Origin of the sequence: Bradyrhizobium sp. NC92 (assembly GCF_025200865.1) — a bacterium.
Classification (GTDB): Bacteria; Pseudomonadota; Alphaproteobacteria; order Rhizobiales; family Xanthobacteraceae; genus Bradyrhizobium.
The window spans coordinates 1-19,040 of sequence record NZ_CP104171.1 but is presented as its reverse complement, the minus strand read 5'-3'; the positions used below and the strand labels follow the sequence as shown (position 1 = coordinate 19,040).

15 protein-coding genes are annotated in these 19,040 nt (G+C 66.5%); 2 read left to right on the top strand and 13 right to left on the bottom strand.

Annotated elements, in window-relative coordinates:
• Window positions 1–142: 142 nt before the first annotated feature.
• On the bottom strand, window positions 143–1,510 hold the full coding sequence (locus N2602_RS00075) for an MmgE/PrpD family protein (RefSeq protein WP_260381378.1): 1,368 nt from the start codon (window positions 1,508–1,510) through the stop codon (window positions 143–145).
• 117 nt (window positions 1,511–1,627) lie between these two features.
• Here N2602_RS00075 and N2602_RS00070 point away from each other — a divergent pair, with 117 nt between their 5' ends.
• Together N2602_RS00070 and N2602_RS00065 are read left to right on the top strand one after the other, a co-directional pair.
• The gene (locus N2602_RS00070) at window positions 1,628–2,743 is read left to right on the top strand and encodes an aromatic acid exporter family protein (protein ID WP_260381377.1); all 1,116 of its coding nucleotides are present in this window, start codon (window positions 1,628–1,630) and stop codon (window positions 2,741–2,743) included.
• Window positions 2,744–3,045: 302 nt separating this feature from the next.
• Entirely contained in the window at window positions 3,046–3,540 is a 495-nt protein-coding gene (locus N2602_RS00065; protein ID WP_172787975.1) for a septal ring lytic transglycosylase RlpA family protein, read from the top strand.
• Between the two features lie 35 nt (window positions 3,541–3,575).
• Here the strand turns inward: N2602_RS00065 and N2602_RS00060 are convergent, their stop codons facing one another.
• The 12 genes from N2602_RS00060 to dnaA all read right to left on the bottom strand — a co-directional run bounded on the left by N2602_RS00060 (window position 3,576) and on the right by dnaA (window position 19,040).
• Window positions 3,576–4,064 (bottom strand): DUF2867 domain-containing protein, encoded by a 489-nt coding sequence (locus tag N2602_RS00060; RefSeq protein ID WP_260381375.1) that lies wholly within the window; start codon window positions 4,062–4,064, stop codon window positions 3,576–3,578.
• Window positions 4,061–5,455 carry an MATE family efflux transporter gene (locus tag N2602_RS00055; protein WP_260381374.1) on the bottom strand — a complete coding sequence of 465 codons (1,395 nt, stop codon included), beginning with the start codon at window positions 5,453–5,455 and terminating at the stop codon, window positions 4,061–4,063. The genes N2602_RS00060 and N2602_RS00055 overlap by 4 nt, the downstream gene beginning before the upstream one ends.
• Before the next feature lie 199 nt (window positions 5,456–5,654).
• Window positions 5,655–6,950, bottom strand: a complete 1,296-nt coding sequence (gene murA, locus N2602_RS00050; RefSeq protein WP_172787972.1) for a UDP-N-acetylglucosamine 1-carboxyvinyltransferase — start codon at window positions 6,948–6,950, stop codon at window positions 5,655–5,657.
• A 106-nt stretch (window positions 6,951–7,056) separates the two neighbouring features.
• Window positions 7,057–7,524 (bottom strand): hypothetical protein, encoded by a 468-nt coding sequence (locus tag N2602_RS00045; protein ID WP_260381373.1) that lies wholly within the window; start codon window positions 7,522–7,524, stop codon window positions 7,057–7,059.
• A gap of 516 nt (window positions 7,525–8,040) precedes the next feature.
• Window positions 8,041–10,476, bottom strand: a complete 2,436-nt coding sequence (gene gyrB, locus N2602_RS00040; protein ID WP_260381372.1) for a DNA topoisomerase (ATP-hydrolyzing) subunit B — start codon at window positions 10,474–10,476, stop codon at window positions 8,041–8,043.
• Between the two features lie 284 nt (window positions 10,477–10,760).
• Entirely contained in the window at window positions 10,761–11,456 is a 696-nt protein-coding gene (locus tag N2602_RS00035) for a hypothetical protein (RefSeq protein WP_260381371.1), read from the bottom strand.
• A 133-nt stretch (window positions 11,457–11,589) separates the two neighbouring features.
• On the bottom strand, window positions 11,590–13,743 hold the full coding sequence (locus N2602_RS00030) for a hypothetical protein (RefSeq protein ID WP_260381370.1): 2,154 nt from the start codon (window positions 13,741–13,743) through the stop codon (window positions 11,590–11,592).
• 131 nt (window positions 13,744–13,874) lie between these two features.
• Complete coding sequence (locus N2602_RS00025; RefSeq protein WP_260381369.1) at window positions 13,875–14,618, bottom strand: hypothetical protein; 744 nt, start codon at window positions 14,616–14,618, stop codon at window positions 13,875–13,877.
• A gap of 110 nt (window positions 14,619–14,728) precedes the next feature.
• On the bottom strand, window positions 14,729–15,865 hold the full coding sequence (gene recF, locus N2602_RS00020; RefSeq protein WP_260381368.1) for a DNA replication/repair protein RecF: 1,137 nt from the start codon (window positions 15,863–15,865) through the stop codon (window positions 14,729–14,731).
• 46 nt (window positions 15,866–15,911) lie between these two features.
• Complete coding sequence (locus N2602_RS00015) at window positions 15,912–16,199, bottom strand: GIY-YIG nuclease family protein (protein ID WP_172787965.1); 288 nt, start codon at window positions 16,197–16,199, stop codon at window positions 15,912–15,914.
• A gap of 54 nt (window positions 16,200–16,253) precedes the next feature.
• Window positions 16,254–17,372: a DNA polymerase III subunit beta gene (gene dnaN, locus N2602_RS00010; protein WP_172787964.1), complete on the bottom strand. Its 1,119-nt coding sequence runs from the start codon at window positions 17,370–17,372 to the stop codon at window positions 16,254–16,256.
• A 258-nt stretch (window positions 17,373–17,630) separates the two neighbouring features.
• The gene (gene dnaA, locus N2602_RS00005; protein WP_172787963.1) at window positions 17,631–19,040 is read right to left on the bottom strand and encodes a chromosomal replication initiator protein DnaA; all 1,410 of its coding nucleotides are present in this window, start codon (window positions 19,038–19,040) and stop codon (window positions 17,631–17,633) included.

Here is a 19,040-nt window from a genome sequence, read left to right as displayed (position 1 = left end):
CTCCCCGCTTGCGGGGAGAGGTCGGATCGCTCTTGCGATCCGGGTGAGGGGGTACAGGTCCCTCGACGATCTCACGTGTGGAGAGAGGCCCCTCACCCCAACCCTCTCCCCGTAAGAACGGGGAGAGGGAAAAGAGAGAGCCCTACCTCCCCAATTCCGTCGCCTGCGCCACGCGGTCGAACCGCTCCAAGGTCATGATCGCATCCGCAAACTTCTCCGCGCGGGCGTTCAGCACGGGGCGCGCCAGCGTCAGGAATTTCTGCTGCATCGCCTGCGTTTCCGGGAATGAGGTCGGCTCGCCCGACGGGTCGGCATAGAGCCGCTCGTGCACGCCGTCATCCGTCGTGATGCTCACGCGCGCGCCAAAGGGATGGGTGCGGCCTATCTCGAGCCGATCGTCCTGCACCACGTCGAACTTGTCGGCGAGCGCATCGATCGCGGCATCACCGAGCCGGTTGTAATCGTCCCAGCCGAACGAGCCCTGGTCGAGTGCGAGCGCGCCGGTGAAGAACATCGAGAACTGGCCGCCGACGATCGAGCGCGGATGGCGCTTGGTGGCGGCATCGCCGGTCAGCGTGATGCCGTTGCGATGCAGGCCGATCTCGACGCGCTTGACCTGCTCCGGCGTCAGATTGTGCTCGCGCCGCATCGCGATCAGCGCATCGATCGCGGCATGGGTATAGCGGCAACTCGGATACGGCTTCACGCCGATCTTCATCGTCTCATAGATCTTGCCGAGCTCGGCGACCGCCTTGTCCGGATGCGCATCGTCGGTGTAGCCGGCGAGCAGGCCGTGCTTGCCCTCGACCGACTCGGTCGCGCCGACGAAATCGTTGCGCGCCAGCGTCGCGGCGATCACGCCGTTCATCGCGGCGGCGCCGACCTGGTAGCGCTTGTTCCAGGCGCCGTTGACCAGAAATTGCAGCGAGCCTGCGGCCTGGCTGCCGGAGACACCGAACGCGGCGATCAGCTGCTTCTCGGACAGGCCGAACAGCTTTCCGGCCGCCGCGGCGGCGCCATAGGTGCCGGCGGTCGCTGTGGGGTGGAAGCCGCGTGCATAATGCGAGGTCGGGTCGAGTGCGTTGCCGAGCCGGCAGCAGACCTCGTAACCGGCAACGATCGCCGTCAGCACGTCGCGGCCCGACGCGCCGACCATCTCGCCGACGGCGAAGGCGGCCGGCACCACCGGTGCGCTCGGATGCAGCGAGGAATCGGCGTGGGTGTCGTCGAAATCGAGCGAATGGCCGAGCGCGCCGTTGAGCAGCGCCGCGACCGCAGGCGTCCAGGTCTTGGTATCGCCGAACACGGTGGACTCGCCCTTGGTGTCCAGCGCCAGCGCCTCCAGCATCTTCAGCATCGACGGGGTCGATTCGGCCTCGCGCCGCGCCCTGATCGCGCTGCCGAGGAAATCCAGCGTCAGCACTTTGGCGCGCTCCAGCACCTCGGTGGGAATATCCTGGTATTTCAGATTGAAGACATAGGCGGCGAGCGTTGCGGTTTCGTGAGCCATCGTGTTTCCTCGTTTTGGCGCGCAAGTTAGGCGGGTCGATTTGGCCTTTCAAGCGGCCTTGCGGGGGCGGGGATCAGCCATGCTTTTGGCTTGGCGCAAAGGATCGGGATATTCCGTATGACGCGCGCAAGGCAGCTGTTCGACCGGGTTCGAGCGCGGCGGACGCAATTGGGGCTGGCGATCCGGGTCACGGTCGCCGCGACCGCGGCCTATGCGATCGCCACCGCGCTGCATCTGTTGTTGCCGCTCTGGGCGGTGCTGACCTCGCTGATCGTGACCCAGATGAGCGTCGGCCGCTCGCTGAAGGCGACGCGCGACTACATGCTCGGCACCATCGGCGGCGCGATCTATGGCGGCGCCATCGCGATCCTGATTCCCTATTCCAGCGAGGCGGGCCTGCTCGGCCTGCTGGTCCTCTCCGTCGCCCCGCTCGCCTTCATCGCCGCGATCAATCCGAGTCTCAGCGCCGCCACGGTCACCGCCGTGATCGTGCTCCTGGTTCCGACCCTGCATCATGCCGATCCCCTGACCTCGGCGATCGATCGGGTCAGCGAGGTCGGCGTCGGCGCCGTCACGGGATTGCTGGTCTCATTCCTGGTGCTGCCGTCGCGTGCGGTACGGCAGATCCGCGCCAGCGCGGCGGTTCTGCTCGAGCTGATCGCCGATGCCTTCACCGAGCTGCTGGCAGGCCTCACGCGCGGCCGCGACAACGACGCGCTGCACCGGATCCAGGACGGCATCGGTTCCGCGATGGTCAATCTGAATGCGATCGGCTCCGAGGCCGAGCGCGAGCGCGCCGCGCGGCTGTCGAGCGGCCCGGACACCGGTCCATTGTTGCGAACCATCCTGCGGCTGCGCCACGACGTCGTGATGATCGGCCGCGCCACGGTGGTGCCGCTGCCGGTCGAGGTGCAGCTGCGGCTGGCTGCTCCGCTGACGGAAGTGTCGACCGTGATCGCGCGCTTCCTGCGCGCGGCCGCTAGCGCCTTGCGCGAAGGCGCCGGCGCGCCGCCGATCCATCCCGTGCATGTCGCGCTCCAGCACTACGCCGAGGCGGTCGCGTCCGTCCGTCAGGACGGCCTGATCCGCGGCCACGCAAGCGACACCGCCGAGCGCTTCTTCGCGCTCGGCTTCTCCTTGGAGCAGATGCACCAAAATCTCTGCGACCTCGACCGCGTCGTCGGCGAATGGTCGGAAACCGCAACCGACAAGTCAGTTCGGGTGGCGGAGTGAGTCGAACGCATCCTCGTAGACTCGTTTCGACCGCGATGCATACGTCGCGCGATTCAGCCGTGATCGCTGCCTACGTCTTCTGACGCTGCACGCGCCAGGTTCCATCGGGTCATGTTGCTGACGCAATCTCTGTCTTAACCGGTAAACACGACGTGAGGACCACGCCGGTTCACACAGCGGTTCCGTAGCCAGGGGTTGGCTCGAATCCGCAAAACGATTGGCGCAAGTTGATGAACGCTGCTGCGTTCGCTTGACCAGTTTTGCGGTTCTGGAACCGGACAATCTAAAAAATCACAGGACTTATGATGCTCTTCCGCTCGAGCGCCGCAATTTGCGGCGCCCTGGTTACGCTTGCCTTTTCCGTTTCAGTTGCTCGAAGTGAAACGCGTGGGGATCACTCAAGTGCCGTCGTCGATGCCGCTTCCGGTAATGCGATCGTTGGCGCGGCGTCCACCTACAATCCGTTCAAGCCCGGCAAGGAGGAGGGAGGTCCGAAGACAGCCTCCGGGGAGCGTTATGATCCCTCTGCCTGGACGGCTGCCATCAAGACGAGCTTGCGTCGGAAATTTGGTGGGGTCGAATTTGGCGCGAGGCCGAAATATGCCCTCGTCGAGGCCGTCGGCAAGAAGGTCATCGTCAAGATCAACGACGTGGGACCGCTCAGACCTGGCCGCATCATCGACCTCAATGAGCGGGCGATGCGCCATTTCGATCCGAGCATGGACCGCGGTGTCATTCCTGACGTGAGAGTCAGTCCGCTCGCGGGAGACAATTGGACCCCGGGGCCGGTGGGCTGAACGCGGACGTGTTCATCAATGTCGGCCCGCACAGTTCAGCGGGCCGGCGCCACGATTCGTCCCATCATGTTGCGGACCACGAGCTTGTGGAAGGGCATGATCAGCGCGAGATAGGTCCGGCCGAGCAGATTGTGCGTGCGCACCAGCGTGGTCGAGGTCACCTGCTTGCTCGCGGCATTGCCTGAAACGTCGACCACGATGCGGAAGTCGAGGTGATGATCATCGAAGCCCGCCACCAGCCGCTCGGGCGTTTCGTCGACCACCGGAAACAGGCCGATCATGCCGCCCGGCGCCGGCTCGCCTTCGCCGGAGGACTTCAGCCCGAACGGCCTCACCAGAATGTTGCGCAGGCGCAGCAGCGCGTCGATCCAGCGCGGCCCGTGCAGCACCATCCTGGTGCAGGCTTCGCGGGCATTCACCGCCGCAGCGCCGACGTCCACGCGAAACGCGTCGATGAACTGCGCGCCGGCGAGCAGCGCATTGGCATCGACCTCAGGCGCGACTTCGCGGACCATCCCGATCATTCCGCCAGTTTGCGCGCCAGCATCCGGAAGCGCAAGATCAACAGCCCGGCATAGACGAACGTGCCGACCGAGAATCCGATCCAGACGCCGACCGCGCCGAGCCCTGTGTGGAACGCCAGCATCCAGCCGATGGGAAAGGCGACGCCCCAATAGCCGATCGCGGCGAATAGCAGCGTCATCCTTGTGTCATTGATGCCGCGCAGCGCGCCGCCCATGATGGTCTGCAGGCCGTCGGCGATGAAGAAGCTGGCCCCGACCAGCAGCAGCGTTGCCGTCAGCTCGACCGTTGCCGCGCTTTCGCTGCCGCTGCCGAAAAACAGCCGGCCGAGCTGATAGCGACCGATCACGATGGCGATCGTCAGCGCGGAGACCAGCGCGACGCCGAGCACGGCTGCGACGAGCCCTGCGCGCTTCACCGCCGCCGGATCCTTGCGGCCGTAGGCGTGACCGACCCGCACCGTCGCCGCCATGCCGATGCCGAGCGGCACCATGAACAGCACGGCGGTGACCTGGAGCGCGATCTGATGCGCGGCAATCGCGGCGGTCGAGATCAGTCCCATCAGCAGCGCCGCCGAGGAGAACAGACCATATTCCAGCAGCAGGGAAAACGAGATCGGCGCACCGATCGCGATCAGCTGGCGCATCAACGGCCAGTCGATCCGCCACAGGCGGGCGAGCGGACGATAGTCCGCAAACGGCTTGCGCAATCCGGCGATCGCGAGTGCGGCGATAAAGGTGCCGAGATTGACCAGCGTGGTCGCAAGCCCCGCGCCGAACAGGCCGAGCTCCGGCAGGCCGAACAGGCCGTGGATCAGCGCGTAGACCAGCGCGGCATTGACCGGGATCGCCGCCAGTGTGATCCACAGCGGCGCCTGCGGCCGGTTCACAGCGCTCATCATGCCGCGCAGCGCGATGAATCCGAGCGCCGGCGCGATGCCCCAGGCGAGGCCGTTCAAATAGTGCTGCGCCAGCGCGGCGGCTCGCGGCATTTGACCCAGCGCGAGCAAAATCTGCTCGCCATAGAGCGGCGAGGCCATCATCGGCAGCGAGATCAGCAGCGCGGCCCACAGACCGACGCGCAACGAGCGGCGAATGCGCCTGACGTCGCCGGCGCCGAACGCCTGCGCCGCCAGCGGCGACACTGCCGAGGTCAATCCGAGCCCGAACGTGAAGCTGACGAAATAGACCGTATGGGCCAGCGCCGCCGCCGCCACCGCCTCCTCGCCGAGCCGGCCGATCATCGCGAGATCGGTGGTGATCATCGCGATCTGCCCGAGCTGGGTCAGCATCATCGGCACGGCGAGGCGCAGCGTCTCGACGAATTCTTCGGCAAGGTGATTCGGCGGCACGCCGGCATGCGGCTGCGCATGATGTTGGACGGTGTCGAGCATGGCGCTCAATAGCACAGCCGCGCGACGAAAACATGGCTCGTGTCCCGGACGCGCGAAGCGCGAGCCGGGACCCCGGACTCGTAGGGTGGGCAAAGGCGCGCTTGCGCCGTGCCCACCATCCTACCCAACACCGCAACATAAGGCGGTGGGCACGCTTCGCTTTGCCCACCCTACGATACTGGGGCGCGGAGAGAACGCCTCAGCCCTTCCGCTCCGGCACGCGCTTGATCTTCGCACCCAGCGCGTTCAGCCGTTCCTCGATGCGCTCATAGCCGCGCTCGATCTGGTCGGCATTGTTGATGGTCGAGGTGCCCTCGGCGCAGACGGCCGCGAGCAGCATCGCCATGCCGGCGCGGATGTCGGGCGAGGTCATCGTCGCGCCGTGCAGGCGGCTGGGGCCGGCGATGATGGCGCGGTGCGGATCGCACAGCACGATGCGCGCGCCCATCGCGATCAGCTTGTCGACGAAGAACATCCTGGATTCGAACATCTTCTCGAACATCAGGATCACGCCCTCGCATTGCGTGGCGGTGACGATCGCGATCGACATCAGGTCGGCCGGGAAGGCCGGCCAGGGCTGGTCCTCGAGCTTGGGCACATGGCCGCCGAAATCGTCCTGGATTTTCAATGTCTGGTTGGAGGGCACGATGAGGTCGTCGCCCTCGATGCGGCAGACGATGCCGAGCCGCTCGAAGCCCATGCGGATCGAGCGCAGATGCTCGACGCCCGCGCGCGTGATGCGCAAGGGCGAGCGCGTCACGGCGGCGAGCCCTATCAGCGAGCCGACCTCGATATGGTCGGGCTGGATCCGGTAGGTGGCTCCGCCGAGCGTCGCTGGACCATGGATGATCATGGTGTTGGTGCCGATGCCTTCGATCCTGGCGCCGAGCGCGACCAGGAAATTGGCGAGGTCCTGCACATGCGGCTCGGAGGCCGCGTTGCGCAAATAGGTGGTGCCGTCGGCGGCGACCGCCGCGACCAGCGCGTTCTCGGTCGCGGTGACGCTCGGCTCGTCCAGGAATACGTCCGCGCCCGCGAGCTTGGGCGCGCGGAATTCGAGCCGGTCGGTCGCGGTGACCTTTGCGCCGAGCTGCTCCAGCGCGAGCACATGCGTGTCCAGTCGCCGGCGGCCGATGACGTCGCCGCCCGGCGGCGGCAGCATCACCTCGCCGCAGCGGGCGAGCAGGGGCCCGGCGAGCAGGATCGAGGCGCGGATGCGCACGCACAGCTCGGGGTCGAGATCGGCGGCACGGATGCTCTTGGCGTGGATGTGAAGCGTGTTGCGCGCGGACCATTCCGCCGACGCGCCGACCGAGCGGACCAGCTCGACCAGCGTCTCGGTGTCACGGATTCGCGGCACGTTCTCCAGCACGACCGGGTGCTCGGTCAGCAGTGCGGCGGCGATGATCGGCAGCGCCGAATTCTTGTTGCCGGACGGCTCGATCGAGCCCGAGAGCCGGTGACCGCCCTCGACGATGTATTGGATGGGCGCCACGGGGTTCTCGCTGTCCTGTTGGGTGGGCTGTTTCGGGCGGAAGCTACAGAGATTTGACCGCGGGAGCAATTGTGCAGGCTGGGACCCGCACCCGTCAAAGCGCCCCTCAAAACAGCCCGATGATATTCCCGATCACGTAGAGGATCGCGATCAGGATCAGGGCCCCCATCATGAAGAAGGAGATTTCGATGGCGATGGCGCCGGTGCCGAGTGTGGCGGCGACAGCGGCAAGGAGCCGCTCCTCCCGGAAGATCAGGGAGAGCACCGAGAGCAGGATGGCGAGCAGGCCGAGCGAGATTGCCGTGACCGATGCGGTTTCACTCCAGCTTCGTCCGGCCGATTTCTCGACCTTCGGAGCCTGATACTCCACGCCCTTCACCTTCGCGACGATGCGGTCCTTGATGCGGTGTCCGGTGTCGACGATCACCTTGTCCGCCGGCGGCGGCGGAAACACGATCGGCACGACCCAATGCGGCAGCACAGCCGCCATCAGTGCCAGCACACCGACGATGCTGCCGATGATGCCGAGGCGGCGTGAGGGCGCAGCGGAGCTGGTCGTAGCAGAGGCGGTCATGGCGCGACACTTCCCGGCCGGAATGGGCCTTGCGGGTTCATGCCATTTCGTCGCGATGGCGGGTGGGGAGGTTCAGGAGCGGCCTAGAGTGCAGTGGGGCTCGTAGCCAGGACGGCGGTGCGCTCCCTCCCCCGCTTGCGGGCAGGGCAATCGCATTTGAGAGCCCTTCCCCGCGGCCATCCTTCGAGACGCCCGCTTGAGGCGGGCTCCTCAGGATGAGGACGGAGTGCGTGGCTACAGTTCAAGAGGCACTGACGCTGATGAGCCTCATCCTGAGGAGGCGCGCCAGCGCCGTCTCGAAGGACGAGGCGTGCGCACCGGCCGCCGCTAGAAGTCATATGCGATAGCCCTGCGCTTGCGGGGGAGGGCGGGGGAGAGGGTGTCTCCGCAATGGGACAATCCCCTAGAGGAGAAAGCCCTCACCCGCCACGCTCTGCGAGCGTGTCGACCTCCCGCAAGCGGGAGAGGTGCAGCGAGTGCTTGGCTGGCACCGAGAGCTACGAGCTTGAGAGGCGATCAAATATCGATCGTCGCGCTCAGCGAATGTTCCTGGATGAAATCGCGGCGCGGCTCGACCACGTCGCCCATCAGCTTGGTGAAGATGTCGTCGGCCTCGTCGACCTCCTTGACCTTCACCTGCAGCAGCGAGCGCGCCTCGGTGTCCAGCGTCGTTTCCCAGAGCTGCTCCGGATTCATCTCGCCGAGGCCTTTGTAGCGTTGCAGGGTGATGCCCTTGCGGCCCGCGTCGGTCACGGCCTCGAACAGATCGACCGGACCATGGACCATGTGCTCTGTATCCTTGCGCCGCAGCTTGCCGGAGCGGGCATAGACGTCCTGGAGCCTGGTCGTGTACTCGTCGAGCTTGCGGGCCTCGGCGGAGCCGAGCAGCGCGTCGTCGATGACGGCGGCTTCCTTGACGCCGCGCACGGTGCGCTCGAACAGGAAACCCTGGCCCTCGACGAATTGTCCGACCCAGCCGCGCTCGACCTCTTCGGCCTGGTTGTCCAGCCGGCTCGCGATGTATTGCGCAGCGGCCGCCGCCTTCTCGGGATCGCCGTAGATTTCCTTGTTCAGCACGCCGGTGATGGCGGCCTGCTCGACCACCTTGCGGTTATAGCGGCTGTGCAGGTTGCGCAGGATGCTGCGGACGATTCGGGCGTCGTCGACCAGCGCGCGCAGATCGCGCCCGGAGCGGTCGCCGCCGGTGCCGGGGATGTACACGCAGTCGTCGAGGCCGGCGTCGATCAGATAATCTTCCAGCGCGCGCTCGTCCTTCAGGTATTGCTCGGACTTGCCGCGTGAGACCTTATAGAGCGGCGGCTGGGCGATGTAGAGATAGCCGCCGTCGATGATGTCGCGCATCTGCCGGTAGAAGAACGTCAGCAGCAGCGTTCGGATGTGGGCGCCGTCGACGTCGGCGTCCGTCATCACGATGATCTTGTGATAGCGCAGCTTCTCGACCGAGAACTCGTCGCTGATGCCGGTGCCGAGCGCGGTGATCAGCGTGCCGATCTGCTCGCTCGACAGCATCTTGTCGGGACGCACGCGCTCGACGTTGAGGATCTTGCCGCGCAATGGCAGAACCGCCTGGAATTCGCGGTTGCGGCCCTGCTTGGCGCTGCCGCCTGCGGAGTCGCCCTCGACGATGAAGAGCTCGGACTTGGCCGGATCCTTTTCCTGGCAGTCGGCGAGCTTGCCGGGCAGCGAGGAGACCGAGAGCGGGCTCTTGCGCGTCAGCTCGCGCGCTTTTCGCGCAGCTTCACGGGCCGCCGCGGCCTGGATCACCTTGCCGACGATCATCTTGGCTTCGCTCGGGTGCTCCTCGAACCAGGCCTGGAGCGCCTCGTTGAGGACGTTCTCGACCACGGGGCGCACTTCCGAGGACACCAGCTTGTCCTTGGTCTGCGACGAGAATTTCGGGTCCGGCACCTTCACCGAGAGCACGGCGGTGAGACCTTCGCGGCAATCGTCGCCGGTCAGCGCGATCTTTTCCTTCTTGGCATTGGCCTCGGCATAGCCGTTGACCTGGCGCGTCAGCGCGCCGCGGAAGCCGGCCAGATGGGTGCCGCCGTCACGCTGCGGGATGTTGTTGGTGAAGCACAGCACGTTCTCGTGGTAGCTGTCGTTCCACCACAGCGCCGCCTCGACGCCGATGCCGTTGGCTTCCGAGCGCACCATGATCGGGGCGGGCACCAGCGCCTTCTTGTTGCGGTCGAGATATTTGACGAACTCCTCGACGCCGCCGGAATAGTACATCTCCTCGCGCTTCTCGACCGCGTGGCGCATGTCGGAGAGCGCAATGTTGACGCCGGAATTGAGGAAGGCGAGCTCGCGCAGCCGATGCTCGAGGGTAGCGAAATCATATTCGATGTTCTTGAAGGTCTCGGTCGAGGCCAGGAACGTCACCTCGGTGCCGCGCTTGCCCGGGGCGTCGCCGACGACCTTCAGCGGCGCCACGGCATCGCCATGGGCGAACTCGATGTAATGCTCCTTGTTGTCGCGCCAGATGCGCAAGCCGAGCTTGCTCGACAGCGCGTTGACGACGGAGACGCCGACGCCGTGCAGGCCGCCGGAAACCTTGTAGGAGTTCTGGTCGAACTTACCGCCGGCGTGCAGCTGGGTCATGATGACCTCGGCCGCCGAGATGCCTTCGCCCTTGTGGATGTCGACGGGAATGCCGCGGCCGTCGTCGCGCACGGTGACGGAATTGTCGGCATTGAGGATGACGTCAACACGCGTGGCATGGCCGGCGAGCGCCTCGTCGATCGCGTTGTCGACGACCTCATAGACCATGTGGTGCAGGCCCGAGCCGTCGTCGGTATCGCCGATATACATGCCAGGGCGCTTGCGGACGGCGTCGAGACCCTTGAGCACGCGGATCGATTCCGCGCCGTAATCGCTCGCGTTGGAGGGCTCGTTTTCGGCAGCGTGCTGCCGAGCAGGTTCTGTCATGAGAGGCCTTCGAGATGTCGCCCGAATCAGCGGCGCAAAAGGCGCTGATTTGCGAGGCTATTTGTGCCATGAAAGACCGCTTGCGCCTAGCGCAAAGTATCTCCCGGCAACCCTTTGAGCAGATAGGGTTTTTCGGCAAGTTTTCAAGGCTTTTGCCGGGCGATTTCGGGCGCTGCAAAAAGCCCGATTCGTGGGCGGTTTTCGGCCGCGGAAGGCGTGGTTTTTGCGGTGACGTGGATGCCTGTTCCGAAGGCGCCGTGCTGCCCCGGAACGGGCCATCGGGTTCAGTAGATCTGGTCCGGCTTCTTATCGTCGTCCCCCAAACTGAGGGACCAGGCCTCGCCGGCGGCCACGGTGATGGTGTCCGTGTGCACCCGATGGCCCGACACCAGCAGCGCGTAGGAGTATGTGCCGGGCGGCAGATCCAGCGTTTGCGGATGGTTGACGCCGCCCGCGATCTCGATGGTCTGGCCGTTGATCGCGAGCGAGGCCACATCAGGTACGAGATAACCGAAGATCAGCCGCGCGTGTCCTGCGATCGGCAGGAAGTTGGCCTTGGCCGCAACCTCGGTATTTCGTTGCACGAGGTCGATTGTGGTCTCGCTTTTGACGCGGTCGAGCGTCAGCGTGCCCGGCCCCTTCGGGGAGGCGAAGACGAGCCGCGCGTGATCGGCGGCGACCATCGCGCCATCAGGCCTCTCCTGCCAGCCGCGCTTTCCGAGTTCTGTGCGGTAGAACGCCAGGACTTCGCTGAGCTCTGCGGGTACATGGGCTTTGAGCTCGCGTCGGAACGGGACATCGATGCCGGACGCGCGCATGGTGCTGAAGCTGGAGTGACTGGCTCGCGTCGGCACGGGCATGTCGGCGTGGGGATCTGCTGCGGTCAGGGGCTCCTGCGAGCAGCCTGCAAGAAGCGCGAGGCCGCACATCAACAGCCGCCACCGTGCCGGGACCTTCGCCCCGTGCCTTGCCGTCGTCATGCCCACTCTCCAGGAATACCGCGATCTCTGCGCGATGCAGCGGCTGCGACACGGTCGCCGCCGCCTTCTCGACGACTAGTCGCCCCACGAACCGGACGGGTTCAACGAGGCCCATACACCCGCGGACATGAGATCAGTACATCTGCAGCGGCAGCACGTCGCCGCTCGGGCCCACCAGCAGGCCCCAGGCCTCGCCGGCGACAACGGTGAGGGTCTCGGTGCGGGCCGGGCGTCCGGGCAGGCGCAGCGCGTACTGGTATTTGCCCGGCGGAAGGTCGAGCATCGGGCCTTTCGGTGATTGCGGGCCGCCGGCGCCGGCAGCGATCTTGACGGTTTGCTTGTTGATCGTGAGCGAGGCTTCCTTGTCGCCCATGTTGCCCATCATCACCCGGGCCTGTCCGGCCTTCGGCATGATGTCGGCCTTGGCCGCGGCATCCGCGTTCTTCTGCGCCAGATTGACAATGGTCTCGCCCTTGGCGCGGCCGAGCTTGAGCACGGCGGGACCTTGCGGCGAGGTGAAGTCGATCTGCGCGCGTTCCGCGGACGCGGCCGCGCCGCCGGTCTTTTCCTGCCAGCCGAGCTTTGCAAGCTCCGCACGGTAGAAGGCGAGGACCTCGTCGAGCGAAGCGGGGATGCTGGCCTCCAGCTCGCGGCGGACCGGCGTCTCGCTGCCCGGCATCTTCGAGGTGGCGAGCGATTTCGACGAGCGCTGCGTCGGCACCGGCAGCGGGGATTCGGGATCCGGCTTCAGCGGCTCGGCGGATTTGGCCTGCACCTCCGGGACGGCCGCCGGCCTGGCCGCGGCCATCACCAGGCCCGATCCGCTGGCGCTCACATTCACCTTCGGTCCCATCTGCATCACGGTCATCGAGATCGACTTGCCGCCCTTGGAAAATTCCAACACCGCCATGTTGGGTTGGCTGATGACGGAAGGCTGCTCCTTCCAGCCGGTGGGCTTGAGCGATGCGCGATAGAATGCGGTAAGCGCCTTGACGCTCGAGGTGGATGAGAATTCGAGATGGCCGTCGCCGCCTTCGAATTTCACGCCTTCGGCGCTCTCGGGCAGCGGCACTGGCGTGTTGCTGTCGGCGAGCGCACGGAGCGGCGCATCGGACAGGGAGGTGGCCTGCGCCTTGCGCCTCGCCTCGTCAGCGGCGATGAGCTGCTGAGCCGCACCAAGCGCATCGCCGAGGAACTTCGCGTCGGCCTCCTTCTTCGCTTTGGCGCGGGCGGCGAGCGCGGAGTCCTTCACCTGCGCGGTGAGGCTGACCATGGTGAAATCATATTTGCGGCCGAGCCGCAGCACGCCGGTTTCATCGGGGTTGGAGATCTTGATCGCCACCTCGTCGCCGGGTGCGAGCGGCGCGCTGCCGTCCTCCTGCCAGCCGCGTGCGGCGAGCTCGCGCTGGTAGAAGGCGAGCACGGCGGGCAGCTCGGCCATCGCGGCGGCCGAGATCTCGCGCTTGTTGGAGCTGGCGCTGCCGAGGCTCCGCGCGGATTTGGTCGGCTTGGGCCGCGGCAGGCCGGCCATCTCGCTGTCGGCCTCCAGCACCTCCGGCAGCGCGAACGGCGCGACCCGGATTTCGACATTGGTGCGGCCATCGTCACGGCGGGTCAGCGTCAGCATCACCGGCTTCTGCTTGGAGAAGCCGGTCTCCTGGTCATCAGGGTGCGCGTAATACGCGCGCAGACCGTTGGGGATGGTCTCATCCAGATTGCTGGTCCAGCGTGCGGCGGTCTCCGCCGTGAGCTTCTGCCAGCCGATCGCAGCCATCTCGCGGCCAAAGAAATCCGACGTCGCATCGAGCGCGGTGGGCGCGATGCAGCCGAGATAAGGCCTCGTGCCATCGAACATGATGTCGGTCGCGCCGTCAGGGAACGGCACGTTGCCGTAGATCCGGTCGGAGGCGTAGGTGACCATGGATTGATCCGGGCGGCCGAGGCCCTGCGTGAAATGAACCAACAGGCCCTGACGTCCCTTCTTGAAATTCAGCGTCGTGCTCTTTTCGTCGAGCGGCCGCAGATAGGGCACCCAGCCGTCGGCGCCGAGGAGCTTTTTCAACGCCGGCGCCGTCACCGCTTCCGCCGTCGGCGTGCGATATTCGAGGCGCCAGGATTCGGACCGCGAGGTGTCCTCCACCGCGCCCTCGAGCTTCGGCAGCGCGTGGACATCGACGATACCGCCGTCCGCGGCAGCCGCGATTCTGCAGCTCGCCACCAGGGCAAGGCCGCAGGCCAGCAGCCGCCATCGTGCCGGGACTTGCGTCCCGCGCGGGATCATCGACATCGTCAAGCTCCTGGATTGGCGCGGGGTCGTCATGCCCGCGCATTTGCAGGCGACGCCCCCATCGGCGCGGCCTCAGACCAGAAGTCGCGGCAGGAACCGGCCAGGTTCAACAGCCATGGCCGAACAGCGGCTCAGTACAGCTGCAGCGGTGGCCACGCCTCGCCGTCGCGCCCGATCGTGAGCTCCCAGGTATCGCCGGCTGCGACCGCGAGCATGCTCGTTCTGGCCGGATGGCCCGGCACGCTTAGTCCGTAGCTGTATGTGCCGGGCACAAGGTCCAGCGCGACGGCGTTGGCGCCGGCGGGGCGCGGGATGGCCCGCTGGTTGATCGTGAGCACGGCTTCGTTCTCGCCGATATTGCTGAACACCAGCTTGGCCTGGCCGGGTTCAGGCAGGACGTTGGCGCGGGTCGCGGCCTGCGAATTCTTCTGCACGAGCTGCACCGCGGTGCTGCCCTCCTTGCGGTCGAGCTCCAGCGCTGCCGGCCCGATCGGGGAGACGAAGGCGAGGCGCGCGTGATCGGCGCCGACCACCGCGTCATCCTGCTGCTCCTGCCAGCCGAGCTTTCCAAGCTCGGTCCGATAGAACGCGAGCACGTCACTGAGCGCCGCAGGCACGCGGGCCTCTAACCTGGTCCGGAGCGGCGCCTCGATGCCGGGCATCACGGTGGTGTGGATCCCCCGATAGCTATAGCGGGTCGGTGCGGGGAGCCTGGCCGCGGGATCCAGCGTCAGCGCGGCCGGGAACAGCGGCGGCAGGTTCGACACGAAGGCGCCGGCGCTTGCCGCGAGCAGGCAGCTTGCGAGGAGAGCAAGGCCGCACGCAATGAGTTGCCATCGTGCCGGAGCTTGCGCCCCACGCCCCACCGTCGCCATGCTCATGCTCCAAGGATATCGCGCCAGTTGTGAAATCCTGCGCGATGGCCGCCTCTTGCAGCCACAAGCAGCTAGTCGTGGCCGCAAACAAGCGGGTTCAATGCGGCGGCCTAGCTGCGGGCCGAGACTCGTCCGCTCTCGACGTCAAACACTTCGCCCCCTGCGCCGATCTCGGCGAAGGCGGCGGGATCCGCACCGGTCAGCCACACCTGCGCGCCGAGCTTCTTCAGCTCATCGAACAGCGCCGCCCGGCGGTTCGGATCGAGATGCGCAACCACCTCGTCGAGCAGCAGCAGCGGCACGATGCCGGTCATCTCGGCGACCAGGCTCGCATGCGCCAGCACGAGGCCGATCAGGAGCGCCTTCTGTTCGCCGGTCGAGGCATCGCGCGCCGGCATGCTCTTCGGCGCATAGAGGACCGCGAGGTCGGTGAGATGCGGGCCGTCCGTGGTGCGGCCGGCGATCGCATCGCGCGGGCGGTTGTCGCGCAGGATCTGGCGGTAGCGGTCCTCGACCGAGGTCGCGGTCTCCGTCAGCAGTGCGTTCTCCATCCAGCCGTCGAGCGCGATTTGCGCGGACGGAAATGCGGAGGCTTGCGCGCGCGCGTTGAGCATGCCGGTCAGCCTTGCCGCGGTCTGGCCGCGCGTGGCCGCCACCGCGACTGCGAGCTCGGCGGTCTCGCGCTCGATCGCGTCGCACCAATGGTCGTCGTAATTGCGCGTCTCCAAGAGGCGGTTGCGCGAGCGCAAGGAGCGCTCGAGCGCGTTGATCCGGCTGGAATGCTCGCTGTCGATGGCGAGCACGAGACGATCGAAGAAGCGCCGGCGCTCCGAGGCCGCGCCCATGAACAGCCCGTCCATCGCCGGCGTCAGCCACACCATGCGGATGTGATCGCCGAATGCGCTGGCCGAACCCACCGGCTCGCGGTCGATGCGGCAGCGCCGGCTCACCGGGGCGTCCGCGCGCGGCGCATCGATGCCGGTGCCGAGCGTGGCCAGCCCCAGCGCGCCCTCGACCTGCGCCGACACCGCCCAGGACCCGTCGCCCTGGTTGTCGGCGACGTCTTCGAGCGTCGCGCGGCGCAGGCCGCGGCCCGGCGACAGGAACGAGATCGCCTCGATGCAATTGGTCTTGCCCGCCCCGTTCGGCCCGACCAGTGCCACCAGGTCAGCCGCCGTCTCGAGCCCCGCCGCCCGATAATTGCGGAAATGCGTCAGCGTCAGGCGATGAATGCGGGAGGGGGTCATGATAGCTCGTCATTGCCGGGCTTGACCCGGCAATCCATCGCCCGCGTCAGCGGGCAATTTCATCATATAGGTCTTGCCACGCGGGATTGCTCTTCACGATCAGATCGATCTTCCACTCGCGCGACCAGTGTTTCATGTTCTTTTCGCGCTGGAGGGCAGCGGCGATCGTGTCGTGCGCCTCGAAATAGACCAAGATCTTCACCCCGTAGCGTTTGGTGAAGCCGTCCGCCAGCCCTTCCCGGTGCTCGTAGACGCGTCTGACCAGATTGTTGGTGACGCCGATGTAGAGTGTTCCACCGGGCTTGCTGGCGAGGATATACACCCAATAAGTCATCTTGTTTGATGGATGGCCGGGTCAAGCCCGGCCATGACGAGAGGGGAAATATCCTCACACCCGCATCGGCATCAGCACATACAGCGCGCTCTTGTCGTCGCGGTCCTGCACCAGCGTCGGCGAGCCGGGGTCGGCGAGGCGAAGCGTTGCGACGTCGCCTTCGATCTGGGCGGCGATGTCGAGCAGATAGCGGGAGTTGAAGCCGATATCGAGGGCGTCGGAGGCGTATTCGACCTCGAGCTCTTCGGTCGCGCTGCCGGAATCCGGGTTGGTCACCGACAGCACCAGCTTGCCCGCCGACAGCGACAGCTTGACCGCGCGGCCGCGCTCGCTCGAAATCGTCGAGACGCGGTCGACCGCGTTCTCGAAATCCTTCTTGTCGACCACGAGCTCCTTGTCGTTGTTCTGCGGGATGACGCGGCCGTAATCGGGGAAGGTGCCGTCGATCAGTTTCGAGGTCAGCACGACGTTGCCGATGGTGAAGCGGATCTTGGCCTGCGACAGCTCGATCGTCATCTCGGCCTCGGTGTCCTCGATCAGGCGCTGCACCTCGCCGACCGTCTTGCGCGGCACGATCACGCCGGGCATGCCCTCGGCGCCCTTGGGCTGCACCAGGTCGAGCTGAGCGAGGCGGTGGCCGTCGGTGGCGACACCGCGCAGGGTGGCGGCCTTTGCCGTGCCGGCGGCATGCAGATAGATGCCGTTGAGGTAATAGCGCGTCTCTTCGGTCGAGATCGCGAACTGCGTGCGGTCGATCAGCCGCTTGACGTCCTTGGCGGCGAGCGAGAACGAGTGCGACATGTCGCCGGCCGCCAGATCGGGGAAATCATTCTCCGGCAGCGTCTGCAGCGTGAAGCGCGAGCGGCCGGCGCGGATTGCCAGCACCGCGCGGTCGCCATCGGCCTCCAGCACGATCTGCGAGCCGTCCGGCAGCTTGCGCACGATGTCGTAGAACATGTGCGCCGGCACCGTGGTGGAGCCCGCGGTCGCGGTTTCCGCCGGCAGCGTCTCGGTCACCTCGAGGTCGAGGTCGGTCGCCTTCAGCGACAATTTCGCGTTCTCGGCGCGCACCAGCACGTTGCCGAGGATCGGGATCGTGTTGCGGCGCTCGACCACGCGGTGGACATGGCCCAGCGACTTCAGCAATTGCGCGCGTTCGACCGTAACCTTCATTGCACTACTCGCCCGATCCCCAAGGAAAACACAGCGTTGAGAAGGCCGGGCGGCGGGACGCGCGCCACGGCATCGAAGACCCCGCAAGGCCGGATCATTCCTGCCGATATGACCAAAGCCGCCTGGGTCGCGCAAGGTGCCGCGGATGCCCCGGCGATTCAAGGGATCGGGGCCAGTTCCCCACGATTTACCGCCCCAAACGAAGGCCGCCGCCCAGGCAAGCCGGGGCGGCGGGAGCAGGGCGGGAGCCCTAGGCCTTTATTCCTGAAGCTGGCGCTTCAGCGATTCCACTTCCTCGGACAAAGCGGTGTCCTTGGAGACCAGCGCCTCGATCTTGCGCACCGCGTGCAGCACCGTGGTGTGGTCGCGTCCGCCGAAACGGCGGCCGATCTCGGGCAGCGAACGCAGGGTCAGCGTCTTGGCGAGATACATCGCCACCTGGCGCGGGCGCACCACGTTGGCGGTGCGGCGCGAGGACAGCAGGTCGGAGCGGCTGACATTATATTGCCGTGCCACCACGCGCTGGATGTCCTCGATCTTGATCCGCTTGGGCTCCTGCGGCCGCACCAGGTCGCGCACCTCGTGCTCGGCCATCTCCAGCGTCACCGGCCGGTTGTTGAGCTTGGAATGCGCGAGCAGGCGGTTGATCGCGCCTTCGAGGTCGCGGCCGTTATGGGTGATGGTGCGCGCCAGATAGTGCAGCACCTCCTCGGGCACCTCGAACGTGGCGTGATGGGCGCGGGCCGCCGCGACGCGCGATTTCAGGATGCCGTGGCGCAGCTCCTCGCCGAGCGAGCCCATCTCGACCACGAGCCCGCCGGCGAGCCGCGAGCGCACGCGATCATCCAGGCTTTCGAGATCGGACGGCGGACGGTCGGCCGCGATCACGACCTGGCGGCCGGCGTCGATCAGCGCGTTCAGCGTGTGGCAGAACTCGGCCTGCGTCGACTTGCCCTGCAGGAACTGGAGGTCGTCGATCACCAGCACGTCGATGCCGCGCAGCGCTTCCTTGAAAGCCAGCGCCGTCTGCGTCTTCAGCGCGGCGACGAAGCCGTACATGAATTTTTCCGCCGTGAGATACAGCACCTTGCGCTCGTTGCCGGAATTGCCGGCCCAGGTCACCGCCTGCAACAGATGCGTCTTGCCGAGGCCGACGCCGGCATGGATGTAGAGTGGGTTGAACATCACGGGGTCGCCGCGACGTCCTTCGGCGACCTGGCGCGCGGCCGCATGGGCCAGCGTGTTGGAGCGGCCGACGACGAAGCTCGCGAAGGTCAGGCGCGGATCGAGCGGCGAGCCGCCGAGCGCGTCGTGATTGGCCGAGACCGGTGCGGTCGCGGTCGAGCGCAATTCCGGTGTCGGCGCGCGGCGCGCCTCGACCGGCGCGGGCGCCTCCTTCGGCTGCGCCGTCGGACGCACGGCGGACCGCACCGTGAGGTCGATGCGATGCACTTCCGGCATCTCGGCCTGCCAGCACGACAGCACGCGCTCGGCATAATGGGCCTGGATCCAGCTCTTCAGGAACCGCGTCGGCACCGACAGCCGCACGCTCTCGTCCTGCACGCCTTCCAGATCCATGCGTGCAAACCAGCTCGTGTAGACGTCCTCGCCAACGCTCGAGCGCAACCGACCCTTCACGCGTGACCAGCGATCCTGTTCCATTGTCAT

Bases quoted from the DNA above. Each gene is read 5' to 3' on its own strand.
- N2602_RS00030 (WP_260381370.1), bottom strand. From the start codon at position 13,743: ATGTCGATGATCCCGCGCGGGACGCAAGTCCCGGCACGATGGCGGCTG.
- N2602_RS00015 (WP_172787965.1), bottom strand. From the start codon at position 16,199: ATGACTTATTGGGTGTATATCCTCGCCAGCAAGCCCGGTGGAACACTC.
- N2602_RS00070 (WP_260381377.1), top strand. From the start codon at position 1,628: ATGACGCGCGCAAGGCAGCTGTTCGACCGGGTTCGAGCGCGGCGGACG.
- N2602_RS00025 (WP_260381369.1), bottom strand. From the start codon at position 14,618: ATGGCGACGGTGGGGCGTGGGGCGCAAGCTCCGGCACGATGGCAACTC.
- dnaN (WP_172787964.1), bottom strand. From the start codon at position 17,372: ATGAAGGTTACGGTCGAACGCGCGCAATTGCTGAAGTCGCTGGGCCAT.
- dnaA (WP_172787963.1), bottom strand. From the start codon at position 19,040: ATGACAATGGAACAGGATCGCTGGTCACGCGTGAAGGGTCGGTTGCGC.
- N2602_RS00065 (WP_172787975.1), top strand. From the start codon at position 3,046: ATGATGCTCTTCCGCTCGAGCGCCGCAATTTGCGGCGCCCTGGTTACG.
- gyrB (WP_260381372.1), bottom strand. From the start codon at position 10,476: ATGACAGAACCTGCTCGGCAGCACGCTGCCGAAAACGAGCCCTCCAAC.
- N2602_RS00075 (WP_260381378.1), bottom strand. From the start codon at position 1,510: ATGGCTCACGAAACCGCAACGCTCGCCGCCTATGTCTTCAATCTGAAA.
- N2602_RS00060 (WP_260381375.1), bottom strand. From the start codon at position 4,064: ATGATCGGGATGGTCCGCGAAGTCGCGCCTGAGGTCGATGCCAATGCG.
- recF (WP_260381368.1), bottom strand. From the start codon at position 15,865: ATGACCCCCTCCCGCATTCATCGCCTGACGCTGACGCATTTCCGCAAT.
- N2602_RS00045 (WP_260381373.1), bottom strand. From the start codon at position 7,524: ATGACCGCCTCTGCTACGACCAGCTCCGCTGCGCCCTCACGCCGCCTC.
- N2602_RS00055 (WP_260381374.1), bottom strand. From the start codon at position 5,455: ATGCTCGACACCGTCCAACATCATGCGCAGCCGCATGCCGGCGTGCCG.
- N2602_RS00035 (WP_260381371.1), bottom strand. From the start codon at position 11,456: ATGACGACGGCAAGGCACGGGGCGAAGGTCCCGGCACGGTGGCGGCTG.